Source organism: Acinetobacter sp. 802_lipA, from assembly GCF_058242885.1.
Window position 1 is genome coordinate 1,248,501 of the sequence record NZ_JBZAYP010000001.1, and the last position, 21,668, is coordinate 1,270,168.

General features: G+C 41.9%; 20 protein-coding genes and 4 pseudogenes. 10 read left to right on the forward strand and 14 right to left on the reverse strand.

The features are described from left to right. Positions 1–36 precede the first annotated feature (36 nt). Complete coding sequence (locus tag AC4CU3_RS06320) at positions 37–1,026, reverse strand: hypothetical protein (RefSeq protein ID WP_201953531.1); 990 nt, start codon at positions 1,024–1,026, stop codon at positions 37–39. Between the two features lie 179 nt (positions 1,027–1,205). Beyond that, positions 1,206–1,451 (reverse strand): SlyX family protein, encoded by a 246-nt coding sequence (locus tag AC4CU3_RS06325; RefSeq protein WP_126038307.1) that lies wholly within the window; start codon positions 1,449–1,451, stop codon positions 1,206–1,208. A gap of 35 nt (positions 1,452–1,486) precedes the next feature. On the opposite strand from AC4CU3_RS06325, the gene AC4CU3_RS06330 reads away from it, so the two are divergent. Further along, positions 1,487–3,382, forward strand: coding sequence for an ATP-binding cassette domain-containing protein (locus AC4CU3_RS06330; RefSeq protein WP_201953528.1), 1,896 nt, complete (start codon positions 1,487–1,489; stop codon positions 3,380–3,382). Positions 3,383–3,433: 51 nt separating this feature from the next. Here AC4CU3_RS06330 and AC4CU3_RS06335 read toward each other — a convergent pair whose 3' ends face one another. After that, complete coding sequence (locus tag AC4CU3_RS06335; protein ID WP_201953524.1) at positions 3,434–3,748, reverse strand: hypothetical protein; 315 nt, start codon at positions 3,746–3,748, stop codon at positions 3,434–3,436. 252 nt (positions 3,749–4,000) lie between these two features. Between AC4CU3_RS06335 and AC4CU3_RS06340 the strand changes: the two genes are divergently transcribed. Then, entirely contained in the window at positions 4,001–4,939 is a 939-nt protein-coding gene (locus tag AC4CU3_RS06340) for an LpxL/LpxP family acyltransferase (protein WP_201953521.1), read from the forward strand. A gap of 290 nt (positions 4,940–5,229) precedes the next feature. Here the strand turns inward: AC4CU3_RS06340 and AC4CU3_RS06345 are convergent, their stop codons facing one another. Then, positions 5,230–6,339 carry an endonuclease/exonuclease/phosphatase family protein gene (locus tag AC4CU3_RS06345; protein ID WP_201953519.1) on the reverse strand — a complete coding sequence of 370 codons (1,110 nt, stop codon included), beginning with the start codon at positions 6,337–6,339 and terminating at the stop codon, positions 5,230–5,232. 185 nt (positions 6,340–6,524) lie between these two features. Between AC4CU3_RS06345 and asd the strand changes: the two genes are divergently transcribed. Further along, positions 6,525–7,643, forward strand: a complete 1,119-nt coding sequence (asd, locus tag AC4CU3_RS06350) for an aspartate-semialdehyde dehydrogenase (protein ID WP_125274777.1) — start codon at positions 6,525–6,527, stop codon at positions 7,641–7,643. A 260-nt stretch (positions 7,644–7,903) separates the two neighbouring features. Here asd and AC4CU3_RS06355 read toward each other — a convergent pair. From AC4CU3_RS06355 to AC4CU3_RS06385, 7 genes and pseudogenes are all read right to left on the reverse strand, one after another. Next, positions 7,904–8,344: pseudogene (locus AC4CU3_RS06355) on the reverse strand (IS1 family transposase); the annotation flags it as partial. Between the two features lie 22 nt (positions 8,345–8,366). After that, complete coding sequence (tnpC, locus tag AC4CU3_RS06360) at positions 8,367–9,971, reverse strand: IS66 family transposase (protein WP_201952670.1); 1,605 nt, start codon at positions 9,969–9,971, stop codon at positions 8,367–8,369. 74 nt (positions 9,972–10,045) lie between these two features. Further along, positions 10,046–10,381: an IS66 family insertion sequence element accessory protein TnpB gene (gene tnpB / locus AC4CU3_RS06365; RefSeq protein WP_043974827.1), complete on the reverse strand. Its 336-nt coding sequence runs from the start codon at positions 10,379–10,381 to the stop codon at positions 10,046–10,048. Then, positions 10,378–10,761 (reverse strand): IS66-like element accessory protein TnpA, encoded by a 384-nt coding sequence (tnpA, locus tag AC4CU3_RS06370; protein ID WP_004684363.1) that lies wholly within the window; start codon positions 10,759–10,761, stop codon positions 10,378–10,380. Before tnpA ends, tnpB begins: the two co-directional genes overlap by 4 nt. A gap of 82 nt (positions 10,762–10,843) precedes the next feature. Beyond that, positions 10,844–10,999, reverse strand: coding sequence for a hypothetical protein (locus AC4CU3_RS06375; protein ID WP_490738053.1), 156 nt, complete (start codon positions 10,997–10,999; stop codon positions 10,844–10,846). After that, positions 10,986–11,687, reverse strand: coding sequence for an IS1 family transposase (locus tag AC4CU3_RS06380; protein WP_004693132.1), 702 nt, complete (start codon positions 11,685–11,687; stop codon positions 10,986–10,988). Before AC4CU3_RS06380 ends, AC4CU3_RS06375 begins: the two co-directional genes overlap by 14 nt. 60 nt (positions 11,688–11,747) lie before the next feature. After that, positions 11,748–11,921 (reverse strand): annotated as a pseudogene (locus AC4CU3_RS06385) (transposase-like zinc-binding domain-containing protein); the annotation flags it as partial. 59 nt (positions 11,922–11,980) lie between these two features. Between AC4CU3_RS06385 and AC4CU3_RS06390 the strand changes: the two are divergent. The 4 genes and pseudogenes from AC4CU3_RS06390 to truA all read left to right on the forward strand — a co-directional run. Then, positions 11,981–13,264: pseudogene (locus tag AC4CU3_RS06390) on the forward strand (FimV/HubP-related protein); the annotation flags it as partial. A gap of 65 nt (positions 13,265–13,329) precedes the next feature. Beyond that, complete coding sequence (locus tag AC4CU3_RS06395; protein ID WP_201953517.1) at positions 13,330–14,625, forward strand: T4P machinery localization factor FimV; 1,296 nt, start codon at positions 13,330–13,332, stop codon at positions 14,623–14,625. A gap of 49 nt (positions 14,626–14,674) precedes the next feature. Further along, positions 14,675–15,643: an asparaginase gene (locus AC4CU3_RS06400; protein ID WP_279045464.1), complete on the forward strand. Its 969-nt coding sequence runs from the start codon at positions 14,675–14,677 to the stop codon at positions 15,641–15,643. Positions 15,644–15,655: 12 nt separating this feature from the next. Then, positions 15,656–16,453 carry a tRNA pseudouridine(38-40) synthase TruA gene (gene truA, locus AC4CU3_RS06405; RefSeq protein ID WP_201953514.1) on the forward strand — a complete coding sequence of 266 codons (798 nt, stop codon included), beginning with the start codon at positions 15,656–15,658 and terminating at the stop codon, positions 16,451–16,453. 55 nt (positions 16,454–16,508) lie between these two features. Here truA and AC4CU3_RS06410 read toward each other — a convergent pair whose 3' ends face one another. Further along, the gene (locus AC4CU3_RS06410; protein ID WP_005400861.1) at positions 16,509–17,516 is read right to left on the reverse strand and encodes an AraC family transcriptional regulator; all 1,008 of its coding nucleotides are present in this window, start codon (positions 17,514–17,516) and stop codon (positions 16,509–16,511) included. Between the two features lie 230 nt (positions 17,517–17,746). On the opposite strand from AC4CU3_RS06410, the gene infA reads away from it, so the two are divergent. The 3 genes and pseudogenes from infA to AC4CU3_RS06425 all read left to right on the forward strand — a co-directional run bounded on the left by infA (position 17,747) and on the right by AC4CU3_RS06425 (position 19,874). Further along, positions 17,747–17,968: a translation initiation factor IF-1 gene (infA, locus tag AC4CU3_RS06415; protein ID WP_004692529.1), complete on the forward strand. Its 222-nt coding sequence runs from the start codon at positions 17,747–17,749 to the stop codon at positions 17,966–17,968. Positions 17,969–18,153: 185 nt separating this feature from the next. Further along, positions 18,154–19,112, forward strand: a pseudogene (locus tag AC4CU3_RS06420) (IS4-like element ISAba33 family transposase); the annotation flags it as partial. Between the two features lie 60 nt (positions 19,113–19,172). Beyond that, positions 19,173–19,874, forward strand: a complete 702-nt coding sequence (locus AC4CU3_RS06425; RefSeq protein ID WP_004693132.1) for an IS1 family transposase — start codon at positions 19,173–19,175, stop codon at positions 19,872–19,874. Here the strand turns inward: AC4CU3_RS06425 and AC4CU3_RS06430 are convergent. Together AC4CU3_RS06430 and AC4CU3_RS06435 are read right to left on the reverse strand one after the other, a co-directional pair. Beyond that, on the reverse strand, positions 19,839–20,843 hold the full coding sequence (locus AC4CU3_RS06430; RefSeq protein ID WP_490738054.1) for an RNA-guided endonuclease InsQ/TnpB family protein: 1,005 nt from the start codon (positions 20,841–20,843) through the stop codon (positions 19,839–19,841). The genes AC4CU3_RS06425 and AC4CU3_RS06430 overlap by 36 nt on opposite strands. Then, entirely contained in the window at positions 20,840–21,454 is a 615-nt protein-coding gene (locus AC4CU3_RS06435) for an IS607 family transposase (protein WP_005402019.1), read from the reverse strand. The genes AC4CU3_RS06430 and AC4CU3_RS06435 overlap by 4 nt, the downstream gene beginning before the upstream one ends. Positions 21,455–21,668 lie beyond the last annotated feature (214 nt).

Here is a 21,668-nt window from a genome sequence, read left to right on the forward strand (position 1 = left end):
TAAGCACAATATAAAACGCAAGTTTGAACGATAAAATTAATTTAAGAACATTTCATGACTATATAGAACTTCGTGTCCATTCCAGTAAATATAGCCTTTATCGAGTAACTCTTTCAGTAACATACGCACATCTGACTTCGGAAACATTTGCTCAAGCAAATCACGTAGTGCATAGATATCTTTGGGTTTATTGGTTTTTAACTCGCGCAGTTTTCGTGCAACCTCAAGCTGTACAGGGTCAATCTGTGCAAAGTTTTTAAACAACTCTTGTTGCACGGACTGCGTATCTGCAGTTGGTTCAAGCTTATCCACGACACTGTCTTTTTGCAGTTGTTGTAGCGCTTGCTGCATGCTTTGCGGCTGTGAAATTGGGTCTTGTTCATCTAAATTCAGTGCCAACCACTGCTTCAACACTTTTTTACGAAAGCGAATTTGCTCATCATACCTTTTGATGATTTTGAGATTAATCAACATCCCCACTACCCGCTGCGTCTTTTCAGGTACGAGTTGCAAAATATTACTTATTGAATTTTTTAGACCGTCCAATGTGTTCGGCTTGCCTGACATTTTTCCCAAAGCATCACAATATTTTTTGACCATTTTTAAATAAGGCTGATTTTTGATGCTGTCTAAACTGGGAAGGTGACGTTGACTCGGTACAGCTTCAGACTGAATGAGGATCAAATTGCTCTGAATATCCGAAGATTGCATTAAGTCCAAAAGTATTTCTGCTGTATTGACCGCAGAGATAATTTCAACCTGCGTCTCTGGCTCAAGCAAAGCCATTAACTGCCCCACCACCACGGCATATTCGAACTCTTTTTGCTCGGCTTTGGGCGTGTCTAGAATCACCACTTGACCACTACTGATCCAAACAGCCAGTTCCGTCAAATCTTGCAATGCATACTCAAATTGACCTTGGCAATGAAACAAATACAAAGTCGGATAATGCTCCACAATCTCGCGCAACAATTTGGCAGTCGGAACATTATTTTCAAGGTCAAGAAGAACAACTTTTTGAGTCATAGGACAGTTTTTATGGGATGCACCAGAAAGCGGGTATTAGAGTAGGAACTGCATCAAAGGTCAAATGATTTCGTCAGTCAAATCGAGCTTTGAGTTGGGTAAAACAAAAAAAGAGACAAGGATCAGCAATATCTTCACCCCACATCACAGCATTTTTTAGCCCCAGACAGCAAATGCACTTAATAATGTGGTGGACGATCGGCCATCGGGTCAAATGTTGCAACTCCATCGGACAAATCTGAAGATTCAACACGTTGATACAAAATTTGCATTTGTTTTTTTAAATCAGCAATTTCCAGTCCTTGAATCACCAATTGTTCATTGAGTTGTTCAACTAAATCATCTAAAAATGCAATTCGGACTTGCAAATCTTCAATGGGTGCGGACAATGGCGCTTGATTATCAATATTTTGTTGTTTAGACACTTCAAGTCCTCATTTGAGATTTTTCAGGAAACATTATGGCCTATATTACTTTAAGGGATGTCCAACTTGCGTTTGGTGGACCTGCCTTGCTCGACGGCGCGAACTTTTCATTAGAGCGCGGTGAACGAGTGTGTTTAATTGGTCGTAATGGTGAAGGTAAGTCTACTTTACTTAAACTGATCGAGGGAAGCTTATTACCCGATTCTGGTGAAGTTTCTCTACAAAATGGCATTACCATTTCGATGTTGGCGCAAGACGTCCCAATGGACTCGGGCAAAGTGGCGGATATCGTGGCAGACGGCGCAGGTGAAGCCGCTGATGTGCTCAGAGCCTATCATGAAGCTAGTGATGCTTGTGTACTTGGAGACATGGAAGCGTGTGACCGCATGGGTAACTTGCAACACAAACTAGATCAGTTAGATGGCTGGGCTTTAGAAACCAAAGTCAATTCTATTTTAAGTAAAATGGGCCTAGACCCAGATGCCGATTTGGCCGATTTATCGGGTGGTCGTAAGCGCCGTGTGCTGCTTGCTCGTGCGCTCCTTACTCAACCCGATGTGCTATTACTGGACGAACCAACCAACCATTTGGACGTTGAAAGTATTGAATGGCTCGAGAAGTTTTTACTTGATCAAAATAATTTAACTTTACTGTTCATCTCGCATGACCGTTCATTTGTGGACAGCATTGCGACTCGAATTGTTGAACTCGACCGCGGCACTTTGCGCAGTTACGAGGGTAACTATTCACGCTACCTCGAACTAAAAGCAATGCAAATGGAAGCAGAAGAAAAGCAAAATGCTCTTTTTGATAAGCGCTTAGCTGAAGAAGAAGTATGGATTCGCCAAGGTATTAAAGCCCGTCGTACCCGTAACGAAGGTCGTGTTCGTGCCCTAAAAGAATTACGTGAACAATCTAAAGCACGCCGTTCACAACAAGGCAAGGTCAGCATGGCAACGCAAGATGCTAGTCGTTCAGGTAAAGTGGTCTTTGAAATTGAAAACTTAAGTGTTCGCTTTGGTCATGATGCACCTATCATCAAAGGCTTCTCCGCATTGGTGCTCCGCGGTGACCGTATTGGTCTTGTTGGTGACAACGGTGTCGGTAAAACCACCCTCATTAAAGCCATTTTAGGCGAACAAGAACATACGGGTACGGTAAAAACAGGTACGCAATTGGAAGTGGCTTACTTCGACCAATTACGTAATGCCCTCGACCTTGAAAAATCTGTCAAAGATAACGTGTCAGAAGGTTCTGACCATGTCGATGTGAATGGTAACCGTCGTCACATTTACAGCTATTTGCAAGATTTCTTGTTCTCACCAGAACGTGCGCGTACACCAGTCAAAGCTCTTTCAGGCGGTGAGCGTAACCGTATCCTTTTAGCCAAGTTACTACTTAAGCCATCTAACTTAATCGTGATGGACGAACCCACCAATGACTTGGATATGGTGACACTAGAGCTGCTAGAAGAAATGTTGTCCGACTACAAAGGCACCTTATTGCTTATTTCGCATGATCGTGCCTTTATGGATAACGTGGTAACCTCAACTTGGGTGTTCGATGGTAAAGGCAATATCGATGAATACATCGGTGGTTACCAAGATTACTTACAACAGCGACCAGACCAAACTGCGGTTGATCAAAAAAGTGCTGTGAAAAAAGCAGCGGCGAAAGCTGAAGCGAACGCAGCACCTGCTAAAAAAGTCAAACTCAGCTATAAAGATCAACGTGCGCTTGAACAACTGCCTTCCGAAATGGAAGCACTGGAAAAAGAGCAAGCGGAAATCAATGCCTCACTTGCAGATGGTTCACTATTTATTTCAGATGCAGACAAGGCTATGACATTGTCGAATCGTTTGACTGAAATTGATGAGCTATTGCTGGAAAAACTGGAACGTTGGGAAGAACTGGAAAATTTAACCAAATAATTTTCCGTAAGTTCCATAAAAAAACTCCGCACAATGCGGAGTTTTTTATATTTAACGCGGCGGGCGATGCCCACCACCGCCAGGATGTATGCCAGCACCTCCACCTGGATGTATCCCACCCCCGCCAGAATGAATTCCACCACCACCTGAATGACTACCTCCTGGATGGATATGATCAGGATGTTGCCCTCCTGGATGTCCACCGCCATGACCATTAGGTGGTGGACGATGGTTTTCTAGTGGAAAGGGTGCATACCCTGTCCAACCAAACCCATGATAATAATGATTATAATCATCATATGGACTATAGACACAGCCCGTTAAAGAAATGAATAGCACGCCGCAACTGATAATGTTTTTTAGCATTTTTACCCCCCTGTTCTTATCTTTCTTCTTAGTATTGAGAATTTCACCCAAATTAAAACAAAACAAATGTTGTGAGATATTTAGACCATGTTCTCCTCTGAGCATGAATACATCTTCTTCGCCCACCTCATAAAAACTATCACAACTTGATATGAGAAGGTCCTGTACAACAGGTTCATGGTGAAGATTGCATCTTCATTCTTGCTTCATGCTAAACTCGAAACATTCTTTTTTCAGCCTTTATCGCAATTTATGAGTTCGAAGCCAGACTATCAACCCGGTGAATTTCAGTGGTCTTTTCTGCATCCCAAATATTGGGGCGTTTGGATTGGTATCGTCTTTCTCATGATATTGGCGATTCTTCCATGGGCAATTCAACACCGACTGGCCACCCTCTTAGGCAATCTCGGTTTTAAATATCTGAAGTCGAGGCGTAAAACCACCGTTCGTAATCTGGAGGTGTGTTTCCCTGAATGGTCGGCCCAAGAAGTCCTTGAAAATGCCCGTTTAGTTTTTGTCGATCAAATGCTGGGCGTATTTGAAACGCTGAATGCGTGGTATAACCCAAAGTGGTTTACTGGCCGTGTTAGTATTGAAGGTTTAGAACATATTCAAAAAGCACAAGCAGAAGGTAAAGGCGCACTGCTTTTAGGAACCCACTCTACTTTGCTCGATGCGGGTGGTTATCTATGCGCGCAGTATTTTGAACCAGATGTGGTGTATCGCCCACAAAATAATCCACTGCTGGATATGCTCATCTACCGCTGCCGCGCCACCATTTATGCACATCAAATTGATCATGATGACATGCGTGGTTTGGTCCGCAACTTAAAAAATGGCCATGCCATTTGGTATAGTCCAGATCAAGACTTTGGTTTAAAACAAGGTGTTATGGCGCCATTTTTTGGCGTTCCCGCAGCGACAGTTACCGCACACCGTCGTTTATTGAAAATGACCAAAGCCGCAGCCATTCCTCTGTATTTTTATCGTGATGGGGATATTAAAAACCCACAATACAAAGTGTTGATTGAACCTGCGGTGGAAAACTTACCCAGTGAAGATGAAGTCGATGATGCGACACGCGTGAATCAAATTATTGAAAATCAACTCCGTATTGCTCCGACTCAATATATGTGGTTCCACCGTCGCTTTAAAACTCGCCCTGCAGGCTATGACAAGATTTATTCTTAACAAAAAAAGGGCTGCTTAAAAAGTTGAACCCGAGTTCTGCGTCCTGCAAAACTCGGGTACATGAGGTTGTGCTTTCAACGTTATTCTTGTTTTATTCGGTGGCATTCCATACCTACATCATATCCATGATGATTTCCATCAGCTTCAACTTCCATACTGGGATGATCCATTCCCGCTCCATCTGCTGATGAGACTAGAATACGGGGATACTAAATGACTAACCATTCGTCAGATTCCCAAATCCCTGTAAGCCATATCCTACACTGATGAAATCCGAGCACCCCGTATGTTTACTGGTAATCTTTGGCAATTTTATCTGTAACCTGCTTACCTTCTCGTTCCGCTTTCTCAATTCCATCTTCAATCGCCTCTTGCGCTTCTTGCTCATCGGCTTCGGTTTGTTCCAGCTCTTCTTGTGCCAGCTCAAACACCCGACCTGTTTGTAGCACCACATATACAGGAAAATGATCTGAACCAATATGTGCTAAACGCTGCATCTGTACTAAGGCAAAATCCGTACTGTGAAAAACATGATCCAGTGACCAGCGCAGCAAGGGGTAGTCGGCATGAAAAGTATTGACAAAATGTCGTCCGACGCGAGGATCTAGCAGCCCACTGATCCGTTGAAAAAGCCGTGTCGTACGCGACCATGCCACGTCATTCAAATCCCCCATCACAATGCAACTTTCATCCAAATCTTTAATCTGATCACCAACTATCAATAATTCAGCATCACGTAAAGTAGAGTCTTTGGCTTCGGTCGGACTTGGCGGTTTCGGGTGTAAGCAATACAGTTGCACTGGCTGTCCTGACCTTAAGATGACTGTGGCATGAATCGAAGGAATTTCATCGCTCAAAATAAACTTCACTTCAATATCTTTAAGCGCTAAACGACTATACAAGTGCATGCCGTACAGATTATCCAAAGGCACTGCAACCCGATAGGGATAGTCATCTTCCAGTACATTCAAGGCTTGTTGCCAATGTGCATCTGACTCTAAAGTCAAAATCAAATCCGGTTGATGCTGATGAATCTGCTGCAGCAATAAGTGATATTGAGTATTGGGCGTTAGTACATTCGACACAATTAAAGAAATCTGACGCTCTGACTGTAACTCTGTTTTGGTAACCGTTTTAACCTGTTTTTTCCACACAAAAGTATAAGGCAACACCATTTTGAGTTGGTACGCCACCGCCGCAATTAACCCAATCAAAATAGCTTCACGCACCCAATCCCAAGGCGCATCCCAAAGCAACATCAAGATAAATGCAATCAACCCCAACGCCAAAATCTGTAAGCGTGGAAAATCTGCACCTCGAAACCACCATTCATCTCGAGGAATCAGTGACCAGAAGCTTAACCAAATCACAACACATGCCAGCAACTCAACCCAGATCATAGATACCCACTCTTATATTCTTAATTTTTTGTAGATTCATAAATTAATATCAATTTTGCATGTAACATAAACAAGATATATTGCACAATATAATTGCTGTTTTCATTGTGTAGTGCTTGCAGTTAAGCGCTCTTTTGATACACTCGAATCCCCTTTTAATTTTTAACGCACCGAGGCAAAGTGACATGAAAGTAGGTCTGGTCGGTTGGCGCGGGATGGTTGGTTCCGTCCTTATGCAACGAATGGTTGAAGAGAATGATTTTGCTCATTTTGAGCCATTTTATTTCTCTACCAGTAATGCAGGCGGTGAAGCGCCTGCGTTTGGCGGTAAAACTGCCCCAGCACTTATGGATGCATCAGACATTAACAGTCTGAAGCAAATGGATGTCATTATTACCTGCCAAGGTGGCGACTATACCTCAGAAGTTTTCCCAAAGCTGAAAGCGGAAAACTGGGCAGGCTATTGGATTGATGCGGCATCTACACTTCGTATGGAAGATGAAGCCATTATCGTACTTGACCCTGTCAACATGAATGTCATTAAAGATGGTTTAGTGAACGGTACCAAAACATTCGTGGGCGGTAACTGTACAGTTTCACTGATGCTGATGGGCTTAGGTGGTTTATTCCAAAACAATTTAGTGGAATGGGCAACCTCGATGACTTATCAAGCAGCATCGGGTGCTGGTGCGCAAAATATGCGTGAACTGATCTCTGGTATGGGCTATTTGTACAACAACACCAAAGATTTGTTAGATGACCCACGCTCTCCAATTCTAGATATCGACTCTAAAATTGCGGAATTACAACGTGGCGAAGGTTTCCCTTCAGCAAACTTTGGCGTGCCATTAGCAGGCTCACTCATTCCTTATATCGACAAACAATTAGACAGCGGTCAGTCGAAAGAAGAATGGAAAGGTCAAGTTGAAACCAACAAGATCTTGGGCAACCAGCAAATCGTTCCGATTGACGGTCATTGTGTGCGTATTGGTGCGATGCGTTGTCACTCTCAAGCTTTAACTTTGAAGCTGAAGAAAGACGTGCCTCTCGATGAAATCGAAGATATGTTACGTAGCGCGAACCAATGGGCAAAAGTGGTTCCAAATACCCGTGAAGCGTCTATGACGGACTTAACACCTGTGGCTGTAACAGGCACATTAACAGTTCCTGTTGGTCGTCTACGCAAATTAAATATGGGCAAAGAGTACTTAGGTGCTTTCACTGTCGGTGATCAATTGCTTTGGGGTGCTGCGGAACCCTTACGTCGTATGCTCCGTATCCTGATTGACTACAAAAATACTTAAGTATTTACCCGCTAAAGTATTAAGCCGATCACACTTGATCGGCTTTTTTTTGTAACCTCAATGTTAACGTTTTACAAATAACACACAACTCGCTAATCTATAATTTTCGCTTTGCGATCTGTGACCGAGCTAAAGATTAAGATGACCGTAAATAACAAATTAAAGATAGCCATTTTAGCCATTATTGCTTCGCAAAATGTGAATGCGATCACTGTTGATCCTATTCAAATTCAGGTGGTGTTTTAAAAAGTATGCTGACATTAAATGAAGCCATTATTGATGTAAAAGAAGGTTAAGTCGAAGGCTTTAAAATGGTTTTCAAGCTTTTTGGAGAAATTGCAACTTCTTCTAAAACCACGCCTTATTCGATGCCTTATTTTGCAATTATTACCTTCAATTCCTACAGTAAAAAACTTACCAATACTTTGCTTGCAGTTTTTAAAAGCAGTGATGAAACTGTCCCAATGATCACTTGCAATTCGGGTGTAGTGAATACCTAATTGTTTAAGCTTTGTCTTCAACCTTTGGACTGTAGCTAAATCTCTCTTACCCCAAACATAAGCAACAATCTCACCTGTTTCTCGATGGTAGGCGTAAATAAGCCATTGTTTATTATTTTTATTTCCAACAAAAGTCCAGAATTCATCTACTTCGAGAGATTCATAATGACTTTGTTTAGGCTGAATTTGATAGTAAGCGTCCGCTGAACCCCATGCCTATTTTTTAATTTGAGTTGGATTTCCAGCGATGTGGTAGTAATTCTTCTATTTGGGTCGCTTTATGCGTCGGCAGCCTTTTCAGCACATCACTGAGATAGGCATACGGATCCAACCCATTCAGCTTTGCTGACTGGATTAAAGTCATGATATTTGCCGCTCGCTGTCCACTGCGCAGCGAACCTGCAAACAACCAGTTCTTACGGCCCAATGCCCAGGGACGCATTGAGTTCTCTGCCCAGTTATTGTCAATGGGTAGATTGCCATCATCCAGATAGCGGCTTAAGGCTGGCCAACGCTTCAGACTGTAATTGATGGCCTTGGCGGTGGGAGAACTCGATGGCACCGTCAGATAATGTTGGTTGAGCCATTCACACAGTTGTTGCATCACCGGTTGGCTGTGCTGTTGTCGGTATTCGCGGCGGTGTTCTGCTGTACCATCGGTCTTTTTCCTGAGTTCTGCTTCTATCGCATACAGTTTCTGAATCATCAGTAATGCCTGTTCAGCGATCTGACTTTTCCCGGTCACATGTAGCTCATGGAATTTACGACGTGCATGCGCCATGCAGCCCACCTCTATGACATCGCCTGATTTAAAGCGTGCTTTATAACCACTGTAATCATCACAGACCAGATGGCCCTGCCAGCCATTCAGGAACTCTTCTGCATGCTGACCTGAACGGCTATCCTGAAAGTCATAGATCACCGCTTGAACTGGATTGTACTGTGTAGTGGCATAGGCCCAGACATAACCTTTCTTCGGTTTTTTCTCATCATCACCCATCCGCATGATGGTGACCGGCGTTTCATCGGCATGGATCACCCGCTGTTGCAGCACCACCTGTTTTAAGGCATTGGCCAGAGGTTCCAGTTCCACACCGCAGCGACCTATCCAGTCAGATAACGTTGATCTAGAAAGCTCGATTCCCGCCCGCTGATAGATCAGACGTTGACGGTACAGCGGTAAATGATCGGCATACTTCGATACCAGCACATGGCTGAGCAGTTCAGGTGAAGCAATGCCTTTATCAATCACATAGGCAGGCATCGCTTGCTGAGTCAGGGTGTCACACTGATCACAGACCCATTTGCCACGCACATGCTGTTCCTTATAGAACTGTGCCGGTCTGAAATGTAGTTTTTCACTGATATCTTCGCCGATACGACGCAAGGTGCAGCCACAAGCACATTGGGTTGATGTTGGTTCATGCTCGATACGGATGGTGTGTAGATGATCGGGCAGCAGTCGACGTTTAGGTTTGTTGACTGTGGCTTTGTGTGTCGCTGCATCAGTTTTATCTGCATTCAGCCGTTCCAGTTCCAGATCAACAGCGGCAATATCTTCTTCGACCGCTTCATCCCACAGATGGATTTGTTTTGCGGTGAGATGTTCGTTTTTACTGCCAAATTTGTGCTGTTTAAATAGTGCGAGCTCATGCTCGTATTTTTGCGTGAGAATGGAAAGATGTTGAACTTTGGCATCCAATTGCTGGTTTGATTTTTCTAATTCTTGATTTGATTGTGCCAGAGACTGATGCTGCATCGCCAACTGCCGGGTAAATTCCAGCAGTTGTTCATGGGTCAGTTGGCTTAAATCAGGCAGCATTTTCATGACCGCAGTATGCCTGAGGTCATGACGCAGAGGAAATAGAACGTTTGGAGAATAGCAGAATGTAGCAGCCTAGTTTAGAGCATTGTTACCACTTGCTGTCGTCCAATGCGCTGCCAAGGCAAACCCTGAATTAGTGCCTGTAACTGTTCTGGACTGAGAGCTACGTTTTCACCCTGGTGAACTTTAGCCCAGTGGAATTTTCCCTGTTCCAACCGCCGGGCACACAGCCAGATGCCCAGTCCATCATGTACCAGCACTTTCATGCGATGGCCACGTTTATTACAGAACAGGTAAGCACAATGCGGTTTGATGTAGCCAAAGGCTCTCACCACCTGAGCCATGGCCGTATCCATACCTGCACGCATGTCCATGGGCTGAGTAGACAACCAGATTTCATCGATACGGATCATGTTGTAAGTGCCTTGAGTAATTCTGCTAAAGCAGATATTTCTGATACTTGCCATTTCAAGCCAATTTCTGCTTTTGAGTGGGGTAAAGTAATTTGAACCGTTAACATGCCAGTAGGGATAGGATCTAATGGTGCGGAGCAAGATAAGGTAATAAATGCAGGTTTATTCGGTAGTAGTGAGCGATCATTCCCTGGCTTAGCATCAATTAAGCGAATCCATTTGGATACAAGATTTGTATTCAATCCATGTTGCAAAGCGACCGAAGCAATTGAAACCTCCGATGCTTTACACGCCTGAACGATCTGCTGTTTAAATTCAGCACTATATGTTCTTCGTTTTATCGTAAGAGATGCGATGGATGTCTGGTTATTTGTAGTCATAAATTTAAGTTCCCACTTGTTTTTAAGTCAGGACTAAATTAAGGCTTATAGGACGAATTCATAAGGTGTGTTCAGCGGACGCTTACATTTGATAGGCCGATTCAGTTAAAGTCCGTAAGACTTTACCGATACTAATGCGCTCAACTTCAGCGATATCTCGTATACCGCTGCCTCTGACCATTAACTGTAATATTTTAGGTGGTGTTTTAAAAAGTATGCTGACATTAAATGAAGCCATTATTGATGTAAAAGAAGGTTAAGTCGAAGGCTTTAAAATGGTTTTCAAGCTTTTTGGAGAAATTACAACTTCTTCTAAAACCACGCCTTATTCGATGCCTTATTTTGCAATTATTACCTTCAATTCCTACAGTAAAAAACTTACCAATACTTTGCTTGCAGTTTTTAAAAGCAGTGATGAAACTGTCCCAATGATCACTTGCAATTCGGGTGTAGTGAATACCTAATTGTTTAAGCTTTGTCTTCAACCTTTGGACTGTAGCTAAATCTCTCTTACCCCAAACATAAGCAACAATCTCACCTGTTTCTCGATGGTAAGCGTAAATAAGCCATTGTTTATTATTTTTATTTCCAACAAAAGTCCAGAATTCATCTACTTCGAGAGATTCATAATGACTTTGTTTAGGCTGAATTTGATAGGCCGATTCAGTTAAAGTCCGTAAGACTTTACCGATACTAATGCGCTCAACTTCAGCGATATCTCGTATACCGCTGCCTCTGACCATTAACTGTAATATTTTACGAGTAATGCCAGAATTACATCCTAGATAGCTCAGAGCATGGTCACCAATAAACTGACGTTTGCAGTCTTTGCATTGGTAGTTCTGTTTCCCATCTACTTTGATGCCATTTTTCTTTATATTGTCACTGAGGCAGGTTGGACATTTGATTTCTAGAGTTATTTGCATTTCTCTATTTTATCAAAATTCAACCTGCTTTTTTTTAGCATACTTTTTGATACACCACCATATTTTACGAGTAATGCCAGAATTACATCCTAGATAGCTCAGAGCATGGTCACCAATAAACTGACGTTTGCAGTCTTTGCATTGGTAGTTTTGTTTCCCATCTACTTTGATGCCATTTTTCTTTATACTGTCACTGAGGCAGGTTGGACATTTGATTTCTAGAGTTATTTGCATTTCTCTATTTTATCAAAATTCAACCTGCTTTTTTTTAGCATACTTTTTGATACACCACCCAAATTCAATCTGCACCTGGGGAACTGTTGTATGCAGAATTGAACTTTCACGATGCCGATCCGAATGCTCCGATTCAAGCCAGTCTAGCTAGCGCAGAAGATTTAATGTCTCTTGGTGTCATGCATCAGCCGCCCAGTAATCTGAACTTTTTTACCCGTCGTACCAGCGCCAGTACAGGTGTAATTACGATTACTTCTTCACGCCCTTTAACTGAAGCGGAACTGAACATTGTCGTCAAAATCAAAGAAGGCAATGCGGCACGACTACAACATATTAAAACAGCCAATAAACGCTCGGCAGCACTTCAAGCCCGTACGAATAATAATGAAAAAGCCTTAAAACCGGTGGTGATTGTCAATGAAAAAGATATTGCGCTGAACTTACCTGTCAGCACACAATTCAATAGCTTAAAAACAACAGCTGCGCCGACGACAAATACGACGCCTCTCAAACTCAATAACCATACCCCACCAAGCATAAGTGCGACCGCTATTACAGCGCCAACGCAAGTTATTTCAGTAGCCTCTACACAAATTGCAGCAGCTGCTCAAACATCAGCTCCACGTGTTGAATCGATTACGCAAGCGAAAAAATCGGCAGATCCGTTAGTGCAAAAGTATGCCGATTCAGTTCAAAAATCAGATGCACCCATTTCAGCACAGGCTAACCCTCAAGCCACTCCATCGATAGCAAAAACAACACCTGCTGCCCCTGCAACTACTGCACGCCAAGCCCCACCTCAAAGTGCCCATGTTGTTCGGTCGAATGAATCTCTATGGGGCATTGCATCGCGTATTGCTGCAGAAGAAAACCGTCCTGTCGGTGAAGTCATGCAACAAATTAAAGCCAAGAACGAACATGCCTTTATTCAAGGCGACGTAAACCGCTTACGTCGTGGTGCCAACCTCAATTTAACAGGTCTACAAACGGCAAAATCAGAGCAAAAGGTCTCCGTTTCATCACTTCCAAAACAAAGCTCACAGCAATCTGGCAAGGCGAAATACCGCCTCAATCAAGCCGAGATGAGTTTGGTTGCAGAGAAAGAGCAAGATTCAAGCCACGGTTCTGCCAAGAAGTCGACAGAAAAGAATCAAACATCAAACGAGTTGTCATTAAAAGTTATGACATCCCGTGAAAAAACCGTTAAATTACAGAGAAACGTAACACAATTAGAAGTGGCACTTAATCAGAAAGATCAGAGAATTCAATTACTAAACGCTCGTCTTGCACAATTGCAACAACAATTGAAAGCACAACAAACTGAGAAAAAGCCAACACACTAAAGTGTTATTTTGATTATTTGATTTTGGATGAACTTGCACAAAGACAAGTTCAAAAGGGGTAAAACATGCTTATTTATGTGATTCCATTTATCTTACTATTGGTTGTTGCCATAGTCTTAAAAAAGCGTGAGGCGAGTAAAGAAGCAGAACCAAAAACTCAAAAAGCGGTTGCTGCAAAAAATAAAGCCAAAAAAACCAGTTCGTCTAAAAAATCCCCGCAACAAACTCAAGTCGTTGAAGATGTTGTTGCTAAAAAAGCCACGACACCACTCGCCACAGATCTACGTAATAAAATTGAAGGCCAAATTCGCGACCGCAATTTCTTCTCAGCTGAAGCACAAATCAACCAAGCCCTAAATAAAGACAATTCACAACACGAATTATATTTACTGCTGCTCGATATTCACTTGCTCCAAAAAGACGAGTTTGCCATCAGCCAATTGCTGAATCATTTACGTTCTTTAGAACTGGATGATATTTTGGCGCAAGCAGAAGCCAAAATATCGGATTACGATCAATTAAATCAAAACCCTAGCCATGACACACTTGAATCAAAGTCAATAGGAGTTGTTCCATCAACACCAAAACCTGTAGAAGCAACCAATACTGCTGACTTTGATGCCCTGATGTCATCAAATAATGCTGCGCCCGCTCCTGTGCAAGCTTCTGTTGTTGAACCAGTTCAAGACATTAAACCGCTTGATTTTGATACCTCAGCATTTACCACCACAACAACAGCTCAACCTGAACCGAGCATCGAAGTCCAAAGCTTAGAATTTGATATCTCAAGTTTAAATACACCAACAGCAGAACCCGCTAAACCTGCTGAAGAACGTAAACCACTCGATTTCGGTTCACTCTCTTTAGAAAGCACGCCGGCTCAACCAGCAGAAACTGCTGCAGCCGACATCCAACCTTTAGATTTTTCATTCAATCTCGACACAGCGCCAGAAGTAGAAACTTCACCGCTTGCTGCGGATGAGCGTCCTGAATTTACATTTGATTTTTCAAGCGAATCCACGGCTGAAGCGGCAAAAGACACCCCTGCTTTTTCTTTCGATACGGTTAGCTCAAGTGAAGCGATAGTAGAAGAAACTCCAGCAGTTGGTACGTCAAACCTCAGTTTTAGTCTAGAGTCTACTGCACCTGCCAATACGGTGGATCAAAGCGATCCTCTGGTACAGTCTTTCCCTCAACTGAGCGAAGTCAATGAAATACACTTAAACCTTGAATTGGCTGAGCAATACATTCAACTCGGTGCTTTCGAAGCTGCACGTGAAATTTTGGTTGAACAAGAACCAAACTACTCTATGGAACAACGTCAGCAAGTCGAACAGTTACTGAGTCGCATAGCATCCTAAGCCATTTCGTTTTAAACTAAAGCAGTCATCACCGACTGCTTTTTTTATAATGAAAAAAATTGCGCTTATCTATATGGGTGGAACCTTTGGCTGTATTGGCGAACCCTTACAACCAATGCCTGCCGAAGACTTTATTCCCAAGCTCACACATGTCTTGCCGATTCATCTCGACATTGAATGTTTTATTGCACCTGTCATTAAAGACAGTAGCGCCTGTACGGTTGCAGACTGGTTATTGCTGATTCAGCAGATTCAACAATTGCAACTGCAACAATTCCAGCATTTTGTCGTGATTCATGGCACAGATACCTTAAGCTATGCCAGTGCTGTCGCGGCACACTTTATTGCAGATTCCGCACGTGTGGTTTTCACAGGTAGCCAATATCCATTACTTAATGTACAAGGTACAGATACGCGTGAATTTAGCGATGCGATTAGTAATTTGAATTTTGCCTTAGATGCGGTGATGAAACATCCTGTCGGAGTGTATCTAGCTTTTCATCAACAGGTATTGCATGCGCAAACCGCGTTAAAACGACATACCACAGAACTGGATGCTTTTACAGGCGTCATGGCTGAACAGCCGATTCCACATAGCTTAAAAACACACATAGTACAAACAGGTGATGTAGAACAATCTCACCAATTCAATTGCCTCAATCTGATGATGCAACCTGTTGCCTTAGCTCAACAATTGCAGAATTTGAAAAACCTGCTTACAGCCCCACCACATTTCCTCATTTTGCAAGGTTTTGGAACGGGTAATTTAGCTGTGAATGCCGAGTTGATAGCACTTTTCGATGAATTTTACGCACAAGGCTGTGTTGCTATCTTAAGCACCCAAGTCCCTTTCGGCCGTACTGATCAGCGCTATGCAGTTGCCGCGTGGACAACTCAGGCCAAAATAATTGTCAGTGATTGCCTCGGGCATGCAGATCTGTATGCCAAAGCCCTTAAAATGTATTTACAATACCCCAGCGCTGAAGCACGCTTCAGCCATTGGCATGATTTGGGTTAATTTGAGGTACATATGCAACGTTTTGCGATCGGCATTGAGTTTTGTGGAACACACTATCGTGGTTGGCAAACCCAGCAAACAGGTGTGATCAGCGTACAAGAGACGATTGAAAAAGTACTCTCTAAAATTGCCAATGAACCGATTAGCTTACATGGTGCTGGTCGTACCGATGCTGGCGTCCATGCCACCAATATGGTGGCGCATTTTGATAGCTCGGCACTTCGTTCAGAGCGCGGTTGGTTAATGGGCAGCAACAGCCAACTGCCAAAAGATATCTCGATCCAGTGGATCAAAGCGATGGATCAAGACTTTCATGCACGCTTCAAAGCGCAGGCACGTCGTTATCGCTATGTGGTCTATAACCGCCCGCAACGCCCTGCTCTTATGTATAAACAAGTCACACATGCCTATTATGCATTAGATGTAGCGAAGATGATGCAAGCTGCTCAAAAGTTCGAAGGCACGCATAATTTTGAAAGCTTCCGTGCAGCCGCATGCCAATCCAATCAACCTGTGCGCCATGTCAGCCATTGTCGCTTAATTCAACATGGTCCATATTTGGTACTCGACATTCAGGCCGATGGCTTCTTACACCATATGGTCCGCAATATCATGGGCTGCTTACTGGAAATTGGTCAAGGTATGTATGAAGTCGAGCATATTGAGGCTATTTTCGCAGCAGAAGACCGCAAAGCCGCAGGCATTACAGCCCCTCCTGATGGGCTGTATTTCATTCATGCCGACTATCCAGCACAGTTTGAGCTACCTAAGCAACCGCTTGGGCCGCACTGGCTAAATATGCCTGAATAATTTATTTTTGAATCCTCCCCCGCCTGCTTTTTTAAAGGAGGTTAGGAGGGATTTCTTAACGCTGCTTACGCTTTCGATATTCCACTGGGGTTTCATTGGTCCAGCGTTTAAATGCACGATAGAAGGTACTTGGCTCAGAAAAGCCCGTCAAATACACGATACGCTCTACACTTTCAGCCGTATTGGCCAAAAGTTTTTTCGCCAAACGACAGCGATAATCAGACAAAATTTGCTGGAAGCTGGTATTCGCCTCACTAAGTTGTGTGCGTAACCGCCTTGGGGTAATACTGAGCTGTGAAGCCACTGTTTCAAGTGTGGTTTCACCACTTTCTAGGGTTGAACCTATCGCACGACGGACTTCACCCACCAAATCATAACGGGCTAATTCTTGAAGTTTTTCAATCGCTAACTGCTCATGCAGTTGCAATAATTCAGGTTCCGCTTGCCACAACGGATAAGCCAAAATACTTGGGTCAAAATATAAGCGGGTTTCTTTTTGCCCTAGACTAACCGGGCACTCATATACGCGGAAATACTCATCATCAAACGCGCCTTTACTGAAGTTAAAATCAATATAGATCGGTTCAAAGCGCCCTTCAGTAATAAATTTAAAGAACCGTAAAATACCTGACATCGCACATTCAGAAAAATGTCGATTGACCAAATTTTCAGCCCAAGGTTGTTCTCCATTGGTCAAATAACACCGGTCATCTTCAACCACCAACTTGGCATGAAAGGCATCACTGATCAATCGCTGATAAGCCAAAGCGCGCTTCAAGCCCTCACCAAAGTTTTCCGATGAAATAAACAAATGCTCAATTACTTGACCACGGTATAAAGGCAGATTTTCACCCAAATGTAGACCGATGTCTGGATCGCGACTCACCTCTTCTGCCGCCACCCAAAAAGCGTATTGTGCGCTCAAAGGCGTACGCTCATTGGTTTCCATCTGATTTAATGCAACACCCGCCTTTGTTAAAATCTCTTCTGTTGGCAACCCTGAACGACGAATCGCTTGGTAGCCTAATCGCAAGACAATCGATGCATCCGTTAGCTGACCCACGCTAGAACCTTCCTTGTATGTTCTTCATTTATACATAAAACATTAAAATTAGATTAACTGCGATTGACCGAACTGACAACAACTTATACAGTTTTTTTGTTGAAAATATTTATTCCTCTTGTTCGCTTATTTTACTGACAGATGATCAGGCAACCGCCCATTCCGCCTTGTTTTATGCAAAAAAATTGACTATAATTTGCGCCTTTCCAATTTATTCATTCAGGTAGGCTATGGCCAATAAAGAGGAACTCATCGAGTTCGAAGGCGTTGTCACCGAGACGCTTCCTAATACTATGTTTCGTGTACGTTTAGAAAACGGTCATGAAGTGATTGCTCACATCTCTGGTAAAATGCGTAAACACTATATTCGTATTTTGACTGGCGACAGTGTTAAAGTAGAAATGACACCTTATGATTTGTCTAAGGGTCGTATCACTTATCGTGCGCGCTAAGTTTTAGCGAAGCGAAAAAGCCACTTTTTAAGTGGCTTTTTTAATGTCTGCGCTCAGACTATACGTTATACATCGGCTATATTTAAACCAAAAATCAAACTATAATTAAATGAGCTTTGTACACGACAAAAAAAGATAACTCATTGAAATAATGGCATAATACTTGTTTTCTGACGACGAATATGATGACACATTTCAATGAGTTACATCTCATCTTAAACAAATATCTAAAGTGGAACAAGTCACATGCAAAATGTTTTACACTGATTATGCTTGCATTAATTGTAAAACAGACATGTAATCTTTCTTCTGCATCTAAAGCCTTACCCATCAAGTGCTTACCACAATCATTTTATCGACGTATACAACGCTTCTTTGCAGATCAGTATTTCGATTATCGTCAAATTTCTCAGTTAATTTTCAATATATTTTCATTCGATAAAGTCCAATTAACTTTGGATAGAACTAATTGGAAATGGGGAAAACGAGATATCAATATCTTGATGTTAGCCATCGTCTATCGTGGAATAGCCATACCTATTGTTTGGACATTGCTCAATAAACGTGGAAATTCAGATACAAAAGAGCGTATTGCTTTGATTCAACGCTTTATCTCTATTTTTGGTAAAGACCGTATTGTGAATGTGTTCGCAGACAGAGAATTTATCGGTGAGAAATGGTTTACATGGTTAATTGAAAATGACATTAACTTCTGTATACGTGTTAAAAAAACTTTATTGTGACCAATCACTTAGCCAAGAATCATAAAATTAGTGATTTATTTCGTCATCTTCAAGTTGGTCAAACTGAATGTCGTAAACGACGTATTTGGGTTGGTCGAGTGAAACTGTATATTAGTGCGCTACGATTAGAAGATGGAGAACTTTTACTTGTTGTTTCTCCTATGTTTAATGCTTCTGCTATTCGTGATTATGCATTACGCTGGGAAATCGAAACGTTATTTAGTTGTCTCAAAGGACGTGGATTCAATCTTGAAAATACTCGTTTAACAGACCCTAGACGAGTCAAGAAATTGATAGCAGTGCTAGCTATCGGTTTCTGTTGGTGCTATTTAACAGGTGAATGGCAACATGATCGAAAAAAAGCAATAAAAATAAAGAAGCATGGACGACTTTCAGTAAGTTGGTGGTGTATCAAAAAGTATGCTAAAAAAAAGCAGGTTGAATTTTGATAAAATAGAGAAATGCAAATAACTCTAGAAATCAAATGTCCAACCTGCCTCAGTGACAATATAAAGAAAAATGGCATCAAAGTAGATGGGAAACAGAACTACCAATGCAAAGACTGCAAACGTCAGTTTATTGGTGACCATGCTCTGAGCTATCTAGGATGTAATTCTGGCATTACTCGTAAAATATTACAGTTAATGGTCAGAGGCAGCGGTATACGAGATATCGCTGAAGTTGAGCGCATTAGTATCGGTAAAGTCTTACGGACTTTAACTGAATCGGCCTATCAAATTCAGCCTAAACAAAGTCATTATGAATCTCTCGAAGTAGATGAATTCTGGACTTTTGTTGGAAATAAAAATAATAAACAATGGCTTATTTACGCTTACCATCGAGAAACAGGTGAGATTGTTGCTTATGTTTGGGGTAAGAGAGATTTAGCTACAGTCCAAAGGTTGAAGACAAAGCTTAAACAATTAGGTATTCACTACACCCGAATTGCAAGTGATCATTGGGACAGTTTCATCACTGCTTTTAAAAACTGCAAGCAAAGTATTGGTAAGTTTTTTACTGTAGGAATTGAAGGTAATAATTGCAAAATAAGGCATCGAATAAGGCGTGGTTTTAGAAGAAGTTGTAATTTCTCCAAAAAGCTTGAAAACCATTTTAAAGCCTTCGACTTAACCTTCTTTTACATCAATAATGGCTTCATTTAATGTCAGCATACTTTTTAAAACACCACCCAACTGTCGCTTGAACTCATAAAAGCCCATATCCGATATGGCTCTTGAGAGCTTACGGTTTTGTACCATACCTTTCACATTTAAATCCTCAATCGCAATCAGATCGAATCGCTTAACTAAATCAGATGTGACTTGATGAAGATTGTTTTTTCTCAAGCATGATATTTTGTAGTGCAAACGAGAGAGCTTGGTTTTCGCTTTTTCTCTGTTTTGACTACCTTTCTTTTTACGGCTAAAAGACTTAGCAAGTCGTCTTAACTTGGCAAGCTGTTTCTTTAGTGGCGCACTTGATGGAACAACCTCGCCATTAGATAAAGTGGCAAGACTGGAAACACCTAAATCAATACCAACAGATAAACCTGTTTTGGGGTGAAGTTTCTCAGGCTGATTTAATTCAACAGCAATCGAAGCAAACCACTTACCACCCTGTTTAAATATTTTCGCTGATAATATTTTTCCTTGATAACGCAAATCCTCAGTCATTTTTACCCAACCCAAGTTTGGGATACTAATTTTTCTATCTTTAATGCTGAATTGGTCATTTGATAATGAGAAGCGATCATCTACGCCTTTTTTTCTAGGCTTTGGATATTTGGATTGACCATTAAAAAAACGATCAAATGAACTACCCAATTGCTTAATCGCAAGTTGTGGCGCACATTTGGTCACTTTAAGCATGAAAGGGTATTTCTCACGCTTGAACGAGTTTAAGTGCTTTCTTATTTTAGCTTCGGATGGTTTATTTAGAAGTTTTTTATCCACCTGAACGCCATAATAGTCACACTGATCTCTATATTCCTTATCTGCTTTATATTGACGTTGCCATTCTTTTAAAGCCCAATTATACGACAAACGAGCAACACCACTCGCTTGAGCGAAATGACTTGCTTGCTTATTATTTGGCAGTAATTGGATTACATGCCCTCGTATGAATCGGCTCATAGTGCGTCTTTGACTGCCTGTATTAACTTTTGGTTTTTCTTACTACGACTACCATATAATCTTGCCGAAAACACTGTAATGATTTCCAAAACATCTTGAGCAAGTTCTTCCTCAAAAGACAAATTTTCACCCTTATTAAGAATGACGATCTCCACGCTTTTAGCTTCACATAAGGCAAAAACCAACTCAGCACCAAACCGCAATAAGCGATCTTTATGCGTTAAAACCAAACGTCCGATTTCATCATTCATGATTGCTTCTAGCAGCTTATTTAAGCCTTTTTTTCTATAGTTCATACCCGAACCAAGATCGGAGATTAATTCAAACGTCCAACCTTGATTTGCACAGTACATTTCAAGAACTTGTTGCTGTCGAATTAAATCTTCTTTTTGGTCATGACTCGATACCCTTGCGTATGCAATGGTTTTCCTTTGAAGTTGACTATCGGGCTTGTGTATTTGCTCAGGCGTGATCTTACTCAGATCATATCGTCTATGATTTTTAGGGGTTCGATCTGCAACCAAAGTGCCTTCTTCATCCCAACGCCTTAATGTTTGAATGGAAACACCTAATGTTTTAGCTGCAACGCTAATGCTTACATATTTACTCATGTTGTATATAATAGTATAGAAATAAGTAGATTTCAATTAGCAGTTACAAACCCTTTATTGTCAGTTGTTTTAGTTCCATATGTTTCTTACTCCTTCAAGCTTGTAGCAGCTCTCCAGCACAACACCAGACCGTCGTTTCACCCGCTAAAATTGCGCTCCCCGACTATTTAGAACAATATATCGGCCAAGATGTATCGAGCATTCGGCGCGAACT